The following is a 17,011-nucleotide window of genomic DNA, read 5'->3' on the forward strand; positions in this document are numbered from 1 at the left end:
CCGCGTCATTCTGCCCTGACAGCCCGCGCTGCCACCAGGTCCGGGCCGGCCTGCGCCGGTTGCCGGTGCAAGGCGCGGCGCCCTGCCAGACGGCGGCGGGCGGCCACGATGGTCGAGCCCAGCGCCCAGGACCACAGCAGCGGATCGAGCAGCGCATCCCACAGGTTGCCGGTCGGCAGACGCAGCACCGAGAACAGCAGCAGTGCCATCAGCATCGCGGCCGACGGCGCGGCAGCGTGGCCGCGCCATGCATTGACCGCGAAGCCGACGGCGGCCGCGCAGGCCAGCAGCGGCGCGGCTACCGGGCTGAACCCGCCATAGTACAGTCCCAGCGCCAGGACGCCGAAGGTATCGAGGTACAGCAGCAGGCCGATCGCCGCCAGGCCCAGCGCCAGGCCGGGACGCATGGCGAAACGGGGCTGCCTGCCATGCCAGCGCGCGCGCAGCGCCATCACGGCAAAGCCGAGCAGCAGGCCGCTCGGGTACTGTAATGCCAGCGTGAGCCAGTAGGCAGGCGAGGCCGGGCCGGGCAGGGCCATCAGCGCCACGGTGGCGGCCACGATCAGCACCTTGGTGCGGCGGGCGGTGACAGGCAGCAGCGCCAGCAGTAGGGCGGCGGCGACCAGCGCCCAGGCCAGGCGACCATAGACGATCTGCAGCATGAGATCGGGCAGGTTCACTTGGTCTCCTCCTGCAGGTTGATTTTGAATTGATGGTGGGCGATGGCGCGCCGCTGGTAGGTGTAGCTGATGTGCAGTTCGTCGCCGACCTGGCTCATGGCGGGGTACGAGAATTCGTCGCCGGCGCCGCCGTCGACGATGTCGAGCAGCGGGCGCCAGGTGCGCGCATCGGTGGACAGCGACAGCGTCAGTGCGCTGCGGGCGCTGCCGTCGATGTCTTCGCGGTTGTGCAGCATCAGGAGGCTGCCATTGGACAGGCGCAGCACCGCCAGGGCCGTGCTGTCGTTGAACAGGGCGGTCGCTTCGACGTCGTTCCAGGTCTGGCCGCCATCGCGGCTCACGGCCTGCTGCACGCGGCGCGATTTGCCGTCGTCGCGCATCCAGGCCCGCACCTCGGTGGGCGACATCGATACCAGGCTCGGTTGCAGCGACTGGGTACGGGTGCCGATGCGGGTAACCCGCTGTGGTTCGCCCTGGGAGTTGAACGAGATCAGCATCGGATACTTGTAGCCGATCTCGAAATACGCCGGCAGCCACCAGCTGCCGTCGGCCAGTGCCAGCGGCGCCGAGCGCACCAGCGTGCTGGTGTTGAACAGCGGCGACATCGGCAGCACGCGCTTGACGGTAAACGTGGCGCCCTGGTCGTGCGACTGCATTTGCACCAGGCGCGCGGCGGCCCAGCCTCCGAGGCCGGTGGCCACCACGTACAAGTGCAGCGAACCATCGAGTGCGGTCCACGCCACCGGGTTGCCGATGCGGCGCACGCCGTAGCCGAGCGCCTTGCCCAGCGAGTCGCGGCTGGCCACTTCCCAGTAGCGGCTCCACTTGCCATCGGCCCAGCGCGAGGCATAGACCTTGACGTCGGGACCGCTCTCGCGGCTGCCGGCCCACCAGAACGCGACCAGGCCGCCTCCGGGCAGGGTGGCGAGCGAACTGGCGTGCGCGGACGGCACGCCTGCGGGCATCGGAAGAATACTGTGCGACAGCTCGGTGACGCCGGTGATCGGCGCCCCGGTGTGGACTGGCAAGGTGGGACGTTCGCGGTGCAACGCGCTGCGCGACCAGCGCCAGGTTTCAGCGCCCGTGGCCACCAGGGCGGCAGCGATGCACAACAATGCCAGCAGGCGGGTGTGGCGCGGCTGGCGCACCGGAAGTTCCTGCTGGGCAGCACTGTTCAATGGTAGGGGCAAAGCTCCCATTCCGTCTCCAAGAGAGCGGGACACGAAGGAAGCAGATGCCTTGATCCTCTTGCCCTAAATATACGATTTCCGCAGCACCTCGTGGATGGCGAAAACAACCATGCATCCGACCTTAATTGACGGATGAGTCAGGTATCGTACAGCAAAAGTTAGAGAAAATGTTAGGTGGGAGAATTTAAAATTGCAGCCGCAGGGGAGGGGGCGGTGGATGCGAACCCGCCGGGCGACGGGCTCGTGTAACTCTCAGGTAACTTTTACTCTTCCAGCAGGCTGCGCAGCATCCACGCGGTTTTTTCGTGCACATCGAGGCGCTGGGTGAGCAGGTCGGCAGTCGGCTGGTCGTCGGCCTCTCCCACCAGTGGCAGCAGCTTGCGCGCGGTACGGGCGGTGGCTTCCTGGGCATTTACCAGGTGACGCACCATGTCCATGGCTTTCGGCACGCCTTCCACTTCCTTGATGGTGGCCAGTTGCACGAACTGGGCGTAGGTGCCCGGCGCCGGGTAGCCCAGCGCGCGGATCCGTTCGGCGATCAGGTCGAGCGCGCCCCACTGCTCGGTGTACTGGGTCATGAACATCTGGTGCAGCGAGTTGAACATGGGACCCTTGACGTTCCAGTGGAAGTTATGGGTCATCAGGTACAGGGTGTAGCTGTCGGCCAGCAGGCCGGACAGGCCAGCGGCGATCTCGGAACGGCTTTTCTCGGACAGGCCGATATCGATCTTGACGGTGTTATCGCTCATGGGTAAATCTCCTTATCGGTTGGCGGACTAGTGACGACTATTGTAGCCGCCCGGCGCAAAACGTGTCGTCTGGGCGAATCACTGCGTGATGACGGCAACCGCGCCGCCCGACGGCGCCAATTTCAAGGTCAGGCTCTGGCCCGCAGTCACCTGGCGCGTGCTGCTGCGCAGGTGGCTGGCGTCCTTGCCGTCTTCGAGCACCTGCGCGGTGAAGCTTCCCCTGCCGAGGAACGCCAGCGGCACCTTGACGGTGCGCGCAGCTTCGTTGGTCATCGCGCCCAGGTACCAGGTGTTGCCCTTGCGCCGGGCCGAGACGATGTACTGGCCGATGTCGCCAGCCAGGATGCGGGTTTCGTCCCAGGTCGTCGGTACCTGCTGGATGAATTGCGCGCCATCGGCCCAGGTGCCGTCGGCGTTCTTGTATGCAGCCGGGGCGTCGGACACCATTTGCAGCGGGCTGTCATAGACCACGTACATGGCCACGGCCTGGCCGCGCGTGGTCAGCACCATCGGTTCGTGGTTGCGGGCGACAAAGCTGGCCGGCGCGGCGTTGCGGAAGCCGCCGGGCGTGTAGTCCATCGGCCCCAGGATCATGCGCGTAAACGGTAATGTGACGTTGTGGGTGGCAGTGATGCGGGCGCTCCACTTGTTGTTCTCCGCGCCCAGCACGCCCTCCTGGGTGATGTAGTTGGGCCAGGTGCGGTTGAGGCCATCGGGCGGGTAGGCGCCGTGCAGGTTGACCATCAGCTTGTACTCGGCGGCCTTGGCCAGCACCTTGTGGTACCAGTCCACCATTTCCTGGTCGTTGCGGTTCATGAAGTCCACCTTGACGCCCTTGACGCCCCAGGCGGCGTACTGTTTGAAGGCGGCATCCATCTGGCGGTCGAGCTGGTGCCACTGCACCCACAGCCACACGCCCACGTTGCGCGCGCGCGCATATTGCATCAGCGCCGGCATGTCCATTTCCGGCCTGGCGCGGGTGACGTCGGCCTGCGGATTGGGTTCGATGTCGCTGCCCACCGACCAGCCTTCGTCGATCAGGATATCGTCGAGTTTCATCTCCTTCGAAAAATCGACAAAGGCGCGGTAGGTCGCGGTATTGACGCCGGCATTGGGAATGTTGACGGCCCAGTCGTTCCACCAGTCCCACGAGGTCTTGCCCGGCCTGATCCAGCTGGTGTCGGCAATGCGCGATGGCGCCGCCAGCGAGGGGATCAGCGCGGAAGCGGCGAGGTCGCCGGGCGCGTCGCCCAGCATTACCACGCGCCACGGCGTTCTAAAACCGTCGCCCTTGAACTGCACGCTGGCCGACACCGACTTGCGCGAGCGGAAGTCGCGGTCGTTGTCGAAGCGCGGCGGCAGCGTCACGCCCACGCCCAGGCCGGCGTCGCCTCGGCCGGACAGGAAGAAGCCCGGGTAATCCTTGACGTCCGATTCGGCAATCGCAAACGTGGTGTTGCCAGCGCCGGTCTTGCACACCAGCGGCGCGATGACGTTGTGGAAGTTGCGGATTTTCGACGCCTTCACCTGGTCGTACTCGGCTTCGAAGCTGGTGTCGAAGCGGCCCATGTTGGCGCCCCAGCAATCGTAGTCGCGCGCGAAGTTGAACTGGGTGTCTTCCGCCTTGACGTTCAGCGCCTTTACGCCCGGCTGTTCCGGCACCACGTAGCGCAGCGCCACGCCGTTGTCGTAGGCGCGCACCAGTAACTGGAACTTTAATGCGGCGCTGGCGTCAAACGTCAGTGCCAGCTGGCGGTAGTGGTCGGGCGCGCTGCGCGCCTTGCCCAGCACGATTTCATAAGTGTCGTTCACCGTGGTTTGCTGCTGCCCGACCAGGCGCGCGCCGCGGCCGATGGTGCCGATATCGAGTTTCAGGCCTAATGGCGACGGTTCGATGATGCGCTTGCCGTCGCGCGCGAGCGACCAGGTCAGCTGGGCACTGTCGATGGTGACGGCATTGCGGCCGTCGGGCGAGGTGACGGTGACGGTTTCTGCTGCGGCGGAGACCGCCAACAGCGAGAAAAACATGAAACCGACGGGCGTGAGGGGGCGGACAGGGGCTGGCATGAAGTCTCCGGTGGATGCGCGCCTGCTTGGTCGGCGCGCTTGATGGGGAGTTTGGCATTCTGCATTGCCTGATGCGCAGTGATCAATTGCGAAATTGACCAAGCCGGCGCATGTTTTTTGGCGGGGTTGCCTCTGCGATATAGCCCGATCCTGCCGTCATTTTGCGTCGGAGTGCTCCTACTTACTCCCAAGCCGGCAGCCGATATTCGACCCGGCAGCGGCTGCGCATCATGGTAACCCGCTCGCGGCCGATAGGCGGACGCGACGAATCTCAGGAGACTTATCATGGCAAACTCGAATCAAGGAAACAAGGGTAGTCAGCAGTCGGGCAACCAGGGTGGTAGTCAAGGCGGCGGCCGCGGCTTCGCCTCGATGGATCCCGAACGTCAACGCGAGATCGCTGCCGAAGGCGGACGTGCCGCGCACGCCTCCGGCAACGCCCACGAGTTCGACTCGGAAGAGGCGCGCCAGGCCGGCAGCCAAAGCCACAAGAATACCAACCAGCAAAGCGCCTCGGCATCGTCGGGCAGCGGTTCGTCAGGTGGTGGCGGCGGTTCGTCCGGCGGCACCCGTGGCGGCACGCCTGAGCAACACGCCGCTGCCGGCCGCCAGAGCCACAAGAACGACGGCAACGAGCAAAGCGGTTCCGGTTCGGGCAGCCGCAGCAGCTCCGGTTCAGGTTCGGGTTCAGGTGCGGGCAGCACCCGTGGCGGCACGCCCGAGCAGCACGCCGAAGCCGGCCGCCAAAGCCACAAGAACCGCTGACGCGGCATTGCCGCGTATCGCCTGCAGCTCTGCCGCGTGCCACCTGCAGCCAAGCTGCAGCGCCAGCCTGCAGCGGTGTCCGGCCCCCGGGCCTGGCACCGCTGCGGGCGGTTCTGACCGATTCAGTTTCCTCTTATCTCGTTCGTATTTCGCATTCCACGATCATGCACAATTGTCCCGGATCCCGCGTCATGACCCCAGCGCCGGCCGGCAGGCAGGCAGCCGCCGACGCGCGCGAGAGCCTGTTTGGCACGATAGCCGATCTCGAACACGCGGTGGCAGCATGGCTCACCACGCCCGCAGCGTGGGATCAGCGCACCCATCCCTCCATCAGGCAGTTCCTGGTCGACATCCGCGAATATGCCGCCGCACTCGAGCGCGGCGGCAAGGTGTCGCCCAACATCATCGTTGCCGCCGCCGACCGCCTGGCGGGCAAGGTCCACCATCCTGCGGTCGATCGCTGCGTGGGCGCGGTGCGCGCCGCGCTCGACGACTACGTGCGGGCACTGCACGGCTGACCCTTGCAGCCGTGCAGCAGGCGCCTGGCCGGCGCCGGGCGTTAATGCCGGGCAGCGACGCCCGGGGTGGCCGAGCGCGACAGGAAGGCCGCGGTGGTCTCGGGCAGGTGGTCGAGCAGCCAGGCTGCCATCGCGTGTTCCTGCGCCAGGATCTGGCGACAGGCATCGAGCGTCAGTTCGTCGCCAGCCGCTTCGGCCGCCACGATCAGCGCCGTATAGCTGGCAATCTCCAGGTGCTCGAACACGTAGCCGGCCATGGCACCCTTGACCACTTCATCGCTGGCCAGCATGCCGCCCACACCCTGGCCAAACGCCACCAGTTTGCCGGCCAGGTCCTTGAGCATGGACGGGCTGGCGCCGTGGCGTTCCAGACAGGTTTCCAGCTGGGCGCGCTGCCAGCGGGTTTCGTCGATGTGCTGGCGGATGCGCTCGCGCAGCTGCGGGTAATGGTCGAGTCGTTCGGCCTGGGCTTCGAGCATGGCTTCTGCTTGCTGTTCCATGGCGTGGGCGTCGCGCAGCCAGTCGACCAGGTGATCGCGTGGGGTGGTGGTCATGGCGATCTCCTTCAGGCCAGCGGGGCTTGGGCCGCGCCGCCGGCGGGCGCCATGCCGAGGTCGGCCCCGGTGACCGGATCGACGCGCGGATCGGACCGGGTACGCGCAGCCAGGTTGTCAAGCTGTTCGGCATCGTCCTGGCCCACTTGCACGCTGGCGCTGCCATCGCCGCCATCGACCGCCACCTGGGCGTCGCGCGCATCGACGCGTTGCCATTCGGGGCCGTCGTTCCACGGGCCCAGCTTCTCGGCGCCGCCCTGCGACATATTGAAGTACACGCTGGTAAAGCGCGGGTCGCCCGGCATTTTTCCCGGTGGGAAGTTCGGTGCGATCGTGTACAGCGCTTTTTCAAACGATTTCTGGTGGGCGATCTCGCGCGTCATCAGGAAGCCCAGCGCTTCTTTCACGCCGGCATCGTCGGTGACGTTGATCAGCCGTTCGTAGACGATCTTGGCGCGCGCTTCGGCGGCGATATTGGAGCGCAGGTCGGCGGTCGGCTCGCCGATGGTGTCGATGTAGGCGGCGGTCCACGGCACGCCGGCCGAATTGGTCAGCGGGGCGCCAGCGCCGTATAGCACCTGCGTGATGTGGCTATCGTTGCCAGCGCCGGTGATGGTCCGATACAGGTCGCCCTCCTGGTCCACGCCTTCGGCCAGCCGGCCCTTGGCGCCCTTGTTGAGCATGACCACGATATTGCCGATCACTTCCAGGTGGCTCAGTTCTTCGGTGGCAATGTCGAACAACATGTCCTTGCGGCCCGGATCGTCCTCGGCCAGCGCCTGGGTGAAGTAGCGGCAGGCGGCTGCCAGCTCGCCCTGGGGGCCGCCAAACTGTTCCAGCATCAGGTTGGCCAGCCCGGGATTGGGTTGATCGACACGCACGGTGTATTGCAAACGCTTGGTGTGGGCAAACATGGGTACTCCTTGTCAAAAATGGCGGCGAAGTCGGCAGAGGATGCCGGGCGAAAACCCATGATGCGGGTGACCGTTGCCGCGACGTGTAGGAACAGGTTGGCGCGGCATGTAGGAGCTTTTGCGCCAGCGACAACTGATCGCCATTGCGGACCGTTTGTCCGCAATTGGCCCGCTATCAGGCGCCGCCGCCGTGTCGCGCGCAGCGGTCGCGCTGGGCATCAGCCCATATCACCCCGCCGATTTTTTTGGCCCCCGCGTCACCAACGAGATCATGCGCGCTGCGCGCATGCAGGAGGGGCTTGTGCGCCACATCGGCCTGAGCAACGTCACCGCAGCGCAGGTGGCGCGGGAAGGGTGGCGCTGCTTAGTTGGCGAGTTGGTGGTGAATCGGCGGTAGCTAGTCCGCTTTCACCATCTTGCGCACCTTGGCCACCTCGCGCTCGGTCACCGGCGCGCCGGTATTGCTCCACCCCTGGCGCACGAACGAGGCCAGCGCCGCCACTTCCTGGTCGTCGAGGCGCTTGCCGAAGCCCGGCATGACCAGGATCGATGGCGCCTTGTCGGTGGACGGCGTGCGGGCGCCCTGCATGATCACGTGGATCAGACCGGCCGGGCTCTCGGCGTTGGCGACGGTGGCGCCGTCGAGCACCGGGAACACGCGGCTGGCGCCCTTGCCGTTGACGAAGTGGCAGGCCGCGCAGTTGTCGAGGTACAGGCGCTCGCCCAGGGTCAGGTTGGTGGCGGCCGTCAGTTTTTTCGCGGTCGCTTCCACGCCCTGGGCCTTGACGGTGGCCGTGCGCGGCGTTGCTGGCGACAGGGTTTTCAGGTAGGCGGCGATCGATTGCAGATCGGCGTCGTCCAGGTGCGCCGTGCTGTGCGCGACCACGGCCGTCATTTCACCGGCCACGGCCGACGTGGCGTTGCGTCCCGTTTGCAGGTAGTCGACGATGGCGGCCTCGCTCCAGCGCGGCAGGCCGCGCAGCGACGGTACCGGCCAGCCATTCAAGTCACCGCCGGCGAGGAATTTCGCCTGCGAGCTGTCGCCGGCTTTTTCGTTCATGGCAAAGCCGCGCGGCGTGTGGCAGCTGCTGCAATGGCCCAGGCCTTCGACCAGGTAGGCGCCGTTGCGCACTTGTGCGCTCCAGCCCGGCTGCGCCTTGAACGGCTGGTCGGGCGCGAACATGTAGTTCCACACCGCCATGCCCCAGCGCAGATTGAACGGGAAGTCCATGCGGGTGGCCGGCGGCGCGTAAGCCGACGGTTTGACGCCGGCCTGGAAGTAGGCGTACAGGGCCTTGATGTCGGCGTCGGTCACCTTGGCATAGCTGGTGTACGGCATGGCCGGGTACAGGTGGGTGCCGTCCGGTTTCACACCCTTGCGCACGGCGTCGGCAAACTGCTGCTCGGTGTACGCGCCGATGCCGCGCTGCTTGTCGGGCGTGATGTTGGTCGAGTAGATGATGCCGTGGCCGCTGTCGATGGCCAGGCCGCCGGCAAACGCCGGCTTGCCGGGCGCGCTGTGGCAGGCGATGCAGTCGCCGGCGCGGGCCAGGTAGGCGCCGCGCTGGACCAGGGTGTCGGCCGGGGCGGCGAACGCCGTGGTCGCTGCCAGTGCGGCCGCCAGCGTCAGGAAGTGGGCGAATTGTTTGATCATCATCATGCTTGCACCAGCGGGCCAGGGCTTTTCAGATAGTGGTTCTTGATCGCCTCGGCCGCGAACAGCGTGATGGCGCCGATGGTGGCGGTCGGGTTGGCCTGGAAGTTCTGCGGGAAGGCATTGCCGCCCGGTACGAACACATTGTGCACATCCCACGATTGCAGGTAGCGGTTCAGCGCCGAGTCGCGCGGCGAATCGCCCATGATGGCGCCGCCCACGTTGTGGGTGGACACGTACTTGGTGATGTCCCAGTGCGAATCGAGGCCGAGGAAACTTTCCGACATGAAGTCCGGCTTCATTTCCTTGGCGATCTTGCCGACGATCTCGCGCAGGTAGCGCTGCAATTTGAGTTCGTTCTGGCGCCAGTCGAACGTCATGCGCAACAGCGGCTGGCCCCACGGGTCCTTGTAGGTCGGGTCGAGGTCGAGGAAGTGGCCGCGGTACGACTGGCAGGTGGTGGTGATGCCGATCTTCATCGAGCGGTCGTACCAGTCCACCATGCCTTCTTTCCAGCCCTGGCCCCAGCTGGGCGTGCCCGGCGGCAGCGCGGTGCCGATCGGCGCGCCGGTCGACTGCGAGCTGTGGATCTTGGCGCCGCCGAGGAAGCCGAGCCGGATGCCGTCGTCGAAGTTGCCGGGCGAAATGTCGTTGAACATCTCGCCGGTGGCGCCAGCAGTGGCAAACGAATTAAAGTGCTTGTCCTTGAAGAACAGGGTCGCCGCGCCGTTCGACAGGAAGGCGTAGTTGCGGCCGATGGTGCCGGTTTCGGTGATTGGATCGTACGGCTTGCCGATGCCGGAGAGCAGCATCAGGCGCACGTTGGCGAACTGGAAGCTCGACAGGATGACGATTTTTGCCGGCTGGAACACTTCGCGCTGCTGCTCGTCGATATAGGTCACGCCCCTGGCGGTCTGTTTATCGGCGTGCAGATCGACGCGGATCACCATCGCGTTGGCCTTGTAGTCGAAATTGGGCATGCGCTTGACCACGTCGAGGATGGCGGTTTGCGGCGATGCCTTCGAATAATTCAGGCACGGGTACTTGCTGCAATAGCCGCAGTAATTGCACGGCGCCAGTTGCGAGCCGTAAGGGTTGGTCCAGGCGGACGAGACATTGGCGGACGGATTGGGAAACGGGTGGTAGCCCATGCTTTTCGCGGTGGCCGCAAACAGCGAGCTGTTGTAGGTATCGTGCAGCGCCGGCAGCGGGTACGGGTTCGAGCGCGGCCCTTCGAACGGATCGCCACCGGGCTGGATCTGGCCGTTCAGGTTGCCGGTGTTGCCGGACAGGCCGCAAATCTTGTCGAACTTGTCGAAGTGCGGTTCGATCTCGTCCCAGGTGAACGGGAAGTCCTTCACGCGCATGTCGGGGTCGAGCGTGCCGCGCTTGTACGCCTTGTCGGCATAGGTCTTGAGCTTGAGGTCGGTGGGAGTAGGGCGGATCAGCACGCCCGTCCAGTGCAGGCCGGAGCCGCCGACGCCGGTGCCGGGCGCAAACGCGCCCCATTTGCGCGTGGGCAGGGCGGTTTCGCCGGTGTTGTAGCGCACGGTCAGGGCGGCGTCGCGCGGGGTGGCGAAGACCTTGTTGCGGATCGCGTAGGCGTACTGGTCGGCCGGCTTCGGGTAGGCGAAGTCTTCCGGGGGGCGGTCCGGGCCGCGTTCGAGCGCGCGTACCTTGAGGCCGGCCTGCGCCAGTTCGATGGCCATGATGGAGCCGGCCCAGCCAAGTCCGACGATGACGACATCGACGTCGTCGTTAGTAATTTTTTGCATGGTAGTTCCTTAAGCGCGCTTGCCGGAGAGGCTCACTGGCCCGAGCGGATATTTGACATTGTGGGTATCGACCCATTCGGTGAAGGCGGCGCGGGCGCCGGGGAAGCCGATCGCTACCCAGGCCTTCATGTCCTTGTTGCCGCCGTAGGCGGGGTCGGCCAGGTAGCCGTTCTTGGCGTCGCCGAGCATCTGGCCGAAAAACTGCGAAGCTTTCAATGACCGGTCGCCCAGGGCGGCAAAGTCGATGTCGTTTTTTTGCAGCCTGGTGAGCAGCGCATCCTTGTCGGCGGGCGACAGTTGCTGGAACTGCTTGCCGTGCGCGGCCACGCTGGCCTGTTGCGCCAGCTTGATGCCGATCCGGTACATCTCCTGCGGACTATGGGTTTGCTGGAACCCCATGGTGGCTGGCGCATCGGCCTGGTGCGGGCCCTGCATATAGACATCGTCGCCGAGGCCGTTTTTCAGTTGCTGGTCGATAAACACCGGCACATTGGTTTCCAGCGCGCCGGGACCACGGCCTTCGGCCGGGATCAGGCGGTCGCAGGCGGCCAGCAGGAATTGCCACTCGGGCGCGGTGAAAAACACCGGCTGATAGCGTTGCAGGTCGGTGCCTTCCAGGCCCTCGGCCTGTGCCTTGTAGAGGGGCGCGGTCACCAGGGGAACGGCTGCCGCAGTCGCCATCAGGATGGTGCGGCGTGACAGATTGACGTTATCTTTGGACATGATGGGGGGGCAACACCGCGTTGTACGATGTGTGATGAGTTTCCAAAGGGGTAAGGATACGCGCGGATGCTGCACTGCGATACTTACCGATTGGATAGGAAAGATTGCCCCCACCTCCATGCAACTACTTTTTTTATAAAAGCTTATGCCTAATCGTTCGTTCCTTTATACAAGTGCAAGCCTTATATTGTTTTCACATAAAAACAACCCGCTACGATGATTGGTCATATATGAATAAATTTTCAGTTCAGCCACAACTGCAACGCCGCCTGCTCAGCGTTGCCATCGGCACACTGTTCGCCACCGCCGGTACCGCCCATGCGCAGTCTGCTGACGCGCCGACTGCCGCGCCGGAAGCCACGGTAGTGGTCACCGGCACCCGCGTCTCGAACCGCTCCGTGCTCGATACCGCCTCGGCCGTCGATGTGATTTCCGCCAAGACCCTGAGCAACAACGGCGTGACCGAAGTGAGCGAGTCGCTGTCGAAAGTGCTGCCAGCGCTGAACTTTCCACGCCCGGGTCTGACCGACGGCACCGACACCGTGCGCCCTGTCACCCTGCGCGGCCTGGCGCCCGACCAGGTGCTGGTGCTGGTGAACTCCAAACGCCGCCATGCGTCCTCGCTGGTCAACGTGAACGGCACCATCGGCCGTGGTTCGGCCTCGACCGACATCAATACCCTGCCGTCCGGCATTATCAATACCGTGGAAGTGCTGCGTGACGGCGCTGCCGCCCAGTACGGTTCCGATGCGATTGCCGGCGTGATCAACTTCCGCCTGCGTGAAAACCGCAGCGGCGGCGCCCTGAGCGCCACCGGCGGCGTGCGCAAGACCGAATACAGCTTCAACCCGGTGGCGCAGCCGACCGGCCTGGGTCTCTCGGTGCCCACCGAACGCAAGCGCACCGACGGCCAGACCTACACCGTGGGCGGCTGGAAAGGTTTTGAATTGGGCGACAACGGCTTCCTGACCGTCGCAGCCGAACTGAAGCAGCAACAGCACAGCGAGCGCAGCGCTTACGACACGCGCCAGTTTTACCCGCGCGTGGGCAATGCCACCACCGGCGCCTTCGATCCGCGCGAACTGACCGCCAACCGCTACGACACCTGGTCGGGCGACCCCAACCTCAAGCAGGCGACCCTGTTTGCCAATGCGGGCCAAACTCTGGCCAGCGGCCAGAAAATTTACGGCTGGGCCAGCTATCAGCGCCGCGAGTCGGAATCGGCAGCGTTCTTCCGCCGTCCATTGCAGGATGAAAACGTGGCGGCAATCTACCCGGACGGTTTCCTGCCCGTGATCGAACCGACCGTGACCGACTTCAGCGCGGCGCTGGGCACCACCTGGAGCGGCCAGGGCTGGGACTACGACACCTCGCTAACCTACGGCAAGAACAAGATGGCGTTCGACGTCACCAACACGCTCAACCGCTCGCTCGGCGCAGCCAGCAAGACCGACTTCGATGCCGGCGGCTTCGCCTACGAACAACTGTCGGCCAACTTCTCGGCCGTGCGTCCGTTGGACGTGGCCTTCCTGTCCAAGCCGCTCAACGTGGCCGTGGGCGCCGAGGCGCGCTGGGAAAATTACGAATTGTGGGCCGGCGAGCCCGATTCCTACCGCTACGGCGGCGTCTTGCTGGCCAACGGCACGCCATCGGCAGCCGGCGCCCAGGGCTTCCCGGGCTACCGCCCGGAAAATGCGGTGGACAAGGGCCGCCATTCCACCGGCGCCTTCATCGACCTGGAAACTAACCTGACCGACAAATTGCTGACCTCGCTGGCAGCGCGCGCCGAGCATTACTCGGACTTCGGCAGCAACGTCACCGGCAAGCTGGCCGCCCGCTACGACTTCGTGCCGGAATTCGCCCTGCGCGGTTCGATCCAGAACGGCTTCCGTGCACCGTCGCCGCAGCAGCAGCTCTACACGTCCACGTCGACCAATTTCATCGGCAGCTTGCCATTCGATATCGTCACCCTGCGGCCGACCGACGCCGCTGCCGTGGCGCTGGGCGCCAAGCCGCTCGACGCCGAGAAATCGGTTAACTTTTCGCTGGGTGCTGTCATGCGCTTCGGTGCGCTGAGCATTACTGCGGATGCTTACCGTATCAATATCAACAACCGGATTGTGTTGTCTGAAAACATGATTGGAGATAATGTTCAGTTGTACCTGCAATCGCAGGGCTTTAGTGGCATTAGAGGCGCCCGCTTCTTCATCAACGGCGTCGATACCCGTACCGACGGCATCGACATCGTGGCCAACTACCCATGGCGTTCGGCCGCTTACGGCAAGTTCGACTTCACCCTGGCTGGCAACTACAACAAGACCGAAGTGAAACGCGTGCCGCAAACGGCCGAACTCGCTGCGTTGAACCCGGCGCCGGTACTGTTCGGCCGCGCCAACGTGATCAGCCTGGAAAAAGGCCAGCCGAAAAACAAGATCACGGCATCGGTCAACTGGGAGCAGGCAGCGTGGGGCGTGAGCGCCAGCGCCACCCGCTACGGCGAAATCATTTCGGCCGGTACCACGGCCGCGACGGACGTGACCGTTTCGGCCAAGACCATCGTCAACGCCGAGGGCCGCTACGCCATCACCAATCAAACCCAGCTGGCGCTGGGCGCCGACAACCTGTTCGATATCTACCCGGACTCGCTGCCGTCGTCGCTGACCTCGAATGCGGCGGCGCCGTTCTCCAACCGGGCGCCGTTCGGCCGCGGCGGACGCTTCGTGTACGCCCGTGTGAACTACACGTTCTGATTTTTTGAATGGCGAACCGGACCTGTCAAAGGTCCGGTTGATTGTCTCGAAAACGCAAAAAACGCGTCGATTTCAGTCGTGCCGCAGGCGGTGGGCGTAAAGTGGATGGCTCGAAAAGGAGATCATCATGACGACTTCCGCCCAGCCCGACGCGGCACAGCCCATCCCTGCGGCCATGCACACCATCACGCCCCACCTCGTTTGCGAGGGCGCGGCAGCAGCGATGGCCTATTACCAACAAGCATTCAATGCCGTGGAAACCATGCGCCTGCCCGGCCCCGACGGCAAGATCATGCATGCCAGCATGCGCATCGGCGACTCCACCATCATGCTGGTGGACGACTTTCCCGAGCATGGCAGCATGGGCCCCAAGGCGCTCAAGGGCAGTCCGGTCACGCTGCACCTGTACGTGGCCGATGTCGATGCGGTTTATGCCCAGGCCATCGCGGCGGGCGGCGAGGCCAAAATGCCGCCGCAGGACATGTTCTGGGGCGACCGCTATGGCATGCTGGTCGATCCGTTCGGCCATTGCTGGGCCATCGCCACCCACCAGCGCGATGTGAGCACCGAGGAAATCATGCGTGCCATGGCGCAGCAGGGACCCGGTGGCTGCGGCTGACCGGCCTGCTTCTGGCCCGAAGTCCGCCTGAATCCTGCCTGAACTGAGCCGCAATGCAACTGGAATCGCGCTAGAATCCGCCTGAAGCACGCCCATGAGCCCTTGCTCGTACCGGCGCAACAACGGTATACCGGCCTCGCGCCTGCCGATAGCCCTGGTTGGCCTACCAAAGCTTGCCGAGGCGTGCTGTCACTTGGGATAATGCCTTTAAGAAATTATCCAGGAGTGATGCATGGAATTCGTGGTACTGCGCCGCGCCAACCAGAGTACCGAGCGCGGCGACCAGCCGCCGGCGCTGGAACCGGGCGTCTTCATGCGCCCCAGCGACAGCGCGCTGCGCCTGGTACGCCGCGATGGCGTGTGGAGCCGTGACACCGGGCCATACCCGCCGCGCGAGATCGTGGCCGGTTTTACGCTGGTGCGGTCGCCGTCTCGCGCCGACGTGATCGAACAGGTGCGCTGGTGGCCGTTGTTCGACGCCGGCGCCGTTTATGAAATCCGCGACCAGATCCCGTCCGCAGACGGCAGGGCACATGGCCCCGCGCCCGACAGCGTGCCGGAACGCAATCCGGACTGGACCCGGTACGTGGTGTTCCTGCGGTCGGACTTCGAGGCCGAGTTCGGCATTGCCCCACCGGTCGAAGCGCTGGCGCGCATGCGCGCCCACGAGGAACGCAGCGCGCGCGCCGGCGTGCTGCTGGCCGGCAGCGCCCTGGGCACCACGCGCACGGCCACGCGGGTGCATTTTGCCAACGCCAATACGTCGCTGGTGGCGGGACCGTTTGGCGATGCGCGGGAACTGGTTGCGGGCTACTGGATCATCCAGGCCGCTACCCTGGACCTGGCGATTGCCTGGGCCGGCGGTTGCCCGTATCCGCAAGCGGGCGACGTCACCGTCGAAATCCGCGAGGTGTGCGAGCGCCGCGAGCAGCGTGAATTCACACCGGAGATGCGCGCCGCCGAAGAACGGCTGCGCGCCGAATTGCTGGAAGGATTGTTGCGCGAGGCGACGGAGCAGCGCAAGCGCGGCTTTTAACCCGTTTGAGGCGAGCAAGCAGCCCCTCAGCCGCTACCGGGAACGATGATTAGGCCAGGGTTTTTTCCAGGATACCCACCAGTGCTTCGATGCCGTCGGCATCATCCTGGTCGAAGCGGTTCGGCAGCGGGCTGTCGAGGTCGAACACGCCCATGATTTCGCCGTTGGGACGGCGGACCGGTACCACCAGTTCCGACCGCGAATTGACGTCGCAGGCGATATGGCCCGGGAACGCGTGCACGTCCGGTACGACTATCGATTTTCCTTCCACCACCGTGGTGCCGCACACGCCACGGCCCTTCTTGATGCGGATGCAGGCCGGCTTGCCCTGGAACGGTCCCAGCACCAGCTCGTCACCCTGCAGGAAATAGAAGCCGGCCCAGTTCAGGCCGGGCATGGCGTTGAATACCAGCGAGCTGAAGTTTGCGGAGTTGGCGATCAGGTCGGTCTCACCGTGTACCAGGCCGGTCAGTTGCGAACGCAGGTCGTCGAACATGGCGTGCTTGGCCGCTGGCGTGTCGGTGCCGTAGGCGGTGTCGTTGAGGGTAAAAGTCATAATGGTCGGCTCGGAAACTGGAGAAAACGCATATGTTAGCGCAAGCAAGCGTTTGCCGTCAGTTCCTCCTACAGCATACTAGGCAGTGTCCGATGGCGCCCCGCAATCGTGCGCGATACTCTGGATTCCATCCGCCGCACCGGCGTTTTTGAGGAACTCCCATGGCCACCAGCAAACGCAGCGCCAGCCTGTCCCGCACGGGCAAGCCCACCTTCCCCGCCACCGCTCCCGGTGGCGATTCCGCAGTCCCGCCATCCGCGCCGCCGGCTGGCGCGATTTCTCTCGCCACGTTGCTGATGGTCGGCGCCGACCGCGTGATCATCGACGCTGCGGAAGACGACGACCCGCACTTCATGGCCGAGTACATCGATCCTGCCTGAGTTGGCGGAAGGCGCTCCCGGCCACGGGGCTGGGTGCGGTGCCTGACAGACGGCGCCGGCGGGCGGCGACAGAATGGCAGC

The 17,011-nt window shown here is 65.0% G+C and carries 16 protein-coding genes and 1 pseudogene; 7 read left to right on the plus strand and 10 right to left on the minus strand.

Features of this window, described 5'->3' with window-relative positions:
• Positions 1-5: 5 nt before the first annotated feature.
• The 4 genes from SR858_RS05625 to SR858_RS05640 form a co-directional block, all read right to left on the minus strand.
• Positions 6-680 carry a hypothetical protein gene (locus SR858_RS05625; protein WP_019922707.1) on the minus strand — a complete coding sequence of 225 codons (675 nt, stop codon included), beginning with the start codon at positions 678-680 and terminating at the stop codon, positions 6-8.
• On the minus strand, positions 677-1,879 hold the full coding sequence (locus tag SR858_RS05630) for a sialidase family protein (RefSeq protein ID WP_154819963.1): 1,203 nt from the start codon (positions 1,877-1,879) through the stop codon (positions 677-679). The genes SR858_RS05625 and SR858_RS05630 overlap by 4 nt, the downstream gene beginning before the upstream one ends.
• A gap of 254 nt (positions 1,880-2,133) precedes the next feature.
• Positions 2,134-2,619, minus strand: a complete 486-nt coding sequence (locus SR858_RS05635) for a Dps family protein (RefSeq protein WP_019922705.1) — start codon at positions 2,617-2,619, stop codon at positions 2,134-2,136.
• 78 nt (positions 2,620-2,697) lie between these two features.
• On the minus strand, positions 2,698-4,686 hold the full coding sequence (locus tag SR858_RS05640; protein ID WP_026637437.1) for a glycoside hydrolase family 97 protein: 1,989 nt from the start codon (positions 4,684-4,686) through the stop codon (positions 2,698-2,700).
• Between the two features lie 285 nt (positions 4,687-4,971).
• Between SR858_RS05640 and SR858_RS05645 the strand changes: the two are divergent.
• Both SR858_RS05645 and SR858_RS05650 read left to right on the plus strand, forming a co-directional pair.
• A pseudogene (locus SR858_RS05645) lies at positions 4,972-5,313 on the plus strand (KGG domain-containing protein); the annotation flags it as partial.
• A 329-nt stretch (positions 5,314-5,642) separates the two neighbouring features.
• Complete coding sequence (locus tag SR858_RS05650) at positions 5,643-5,969, plus strand: hypothetical protein (RefSeq protein WP_019922702.1); 327 nt, start codon at positions 5,643-5,645, stop codon at positions 5,967-5,969.
• 41 nt (positions 5,970-6,010) lie between these two features.
• On the opposite strand, the gene SR858_RS05655 is transcribed toward SR858_RS05650, so the two are convergent.
• Positions 6,011-6,523, minus strand: coding sequence for a ferritin-like domain-containing protein (locus SR858_RS05655; protein ID WP_019922701.1), 513 nt, complete (start codon positions 6,521-6,523; stop codon positions 6,011-6,013).
• Positions 6,524-6,534: 11 nt separating this feature from the next.
• The gene (locus tag SR858_RS05660) at positions 6,535-7,437 is read right to left on the minus strand and encodes a manganese catalase family protein (RefSeq protein WP_019922700.1); all 903 of its coding nucleotides are present in this window, start codon (positions 7,435-7,437) and stop codon (positions 6,535-6,537) included.
• 118 nt (positions 7,438-7,555) lie between these two features.
• On the opposite strand from SR858_RS05660, the gene SR858_RS05665 reads away from it, so the two are divergent.
• Complete coding sequence (locus SR858_RS05665; RefSeq protein ID WP_019922699.1) at positions 7,556-7,834, plus strand: hypothetical protein; 279 nt, start codon at positions 7,556-7,558, stop codon at positions 7,832-7,834.
• Here the strand turns inward: SR858_RS05665 and SR858_RS05670 are convergent, their stop codons facing one another.
• From SR858_RS05670 to SR858_RS05680, 3 genes are read right to left on the minus strand one after another with little or no spacing between them, the layout of a single operon-like run.
• Positions 7,835-9,097, minus strand: coding sequence for a cytochrome c (locus SR858_RS05670; protein WP_019922698.1), 1,263 nt, complete (start codon positions 9,095-9,097; stop codon positions 7,835-7,837).
• Positions 9,094-10,866, minus strand: coding sequence for a GMC family oxidoreductase (locus SR858_RS05675; protein WP_019922697.1), 1,773 nt, complete (start codon positions 10,864-10,866; stop codon positions 9,094-9,096). Before SR858_RS05675 ends, SR858_RS05670 begins: the two co-directional genes overlap by 4 nt.
• A 9-nt stretch (positions 10,867-10,875) precedes the next feature.
• Positions 10,876-11,589: a gluconate 2-dehydrogenase subunit 3 family protein gene (locus SR858_RS05680; RefSeq protein WP_019922696.1), complete on the minus strand. Its 714-nt coding sequence runs from the start codon at positions 11,587-11,589 to the stop codon at positions 10,876-10,878.
• A 230-nt stretch (positions 11,590-11,819) separates the two neighbouring features.
• Here SR858_RS05680 and SR858_RS05685 point away from each other — a divergent pair, with 230 nt between their 5' ends.
• The 3 genes from SR858_RS05685 (at position 11,820) to SR858_RS05695 (ending at position 15,994) form a co-directional block, all read left to right on the plus strand.
• Positions 11,820-14,339, plus strand: a complete 2,520-nt coding sequence (locus tag SR858_RS05685; protein WP_019922695.1) for a TonB-dependent receptor plug domain-containing protein — start codon at positions 11,820-11,822, stop codon at positions 14,337-14,339.
• Between the two features lie 127 nt (positions 14,340-14,466).
• The gene (locus SR858_RS05690) at positions 14,467-14,958 is read left to right on the plus strand and encodes a VOC family protein (protein ID WP_019922694.1); all 492 of its coding nucleotides are present in this window, start codon (positions 14,467-14,469) and stop codon (positions 14,956-14,958) included.
• Between the two features lie 232 nt (positions 14,959-15,190).
• Positions 15,191-15,994 carry a YciI family protein gene (locus tag SR858_RS05695; RefSeq protein WP_019922693.1) on the plus strand — a complete coding sequence of 268 codons (804 nt, stop codon included), beginning with the start codon at positions 15,191-15,193 and terminating at the stop codon, positions 15,992-15,994.
• Between the two features lie 49 nt (positions 15,995-16,043).
• Here SR858_RS05695 and SR858_RS05700 read toward each other — a convergent pair whose 3' ends face one another.
• On the minus strand, positions 16,044-16,550 hold the full coding sequence (locus SR858_RS05700) for a GAF domain-containing protein (RefSeq protein ID WP_019922692.1): 507 nt from the start codon (positions 16,548-16,550) through the stop codon (positions 16,044-16,046).
• 161 nt (positions 16,551-16,711) lie between these two features.
• Here SR858_RS05700 and SR858_RS05705 point away from each other — a divergent pair, with 161 nt between their 5' ends.
• On the plus strand, positions 16,712-16,930 hold the full coding sequence (locus SR858_RS05705) for a hypothetical protein (RefSeq protein ID WP_019922691.1): 219 nt from the start codon (positions 16,712-16,714) through the stop codon (positions 16,928-16,930).
• The last annotated feature ends 81 nt before the right edge of the window (positions 16,931-17,011 follow it).

This window comes from Duganella zoogloeoides (genome assembly GCF_034479515.1).
GTDB classification, from domain to species: domain Bacteria; phylum Pseudomonadota; class Gammaproteobacteria; order Burkholderiales; family Burkholderiaceae_D; genus Rugamonas; species Rugamonas zoogloeoides.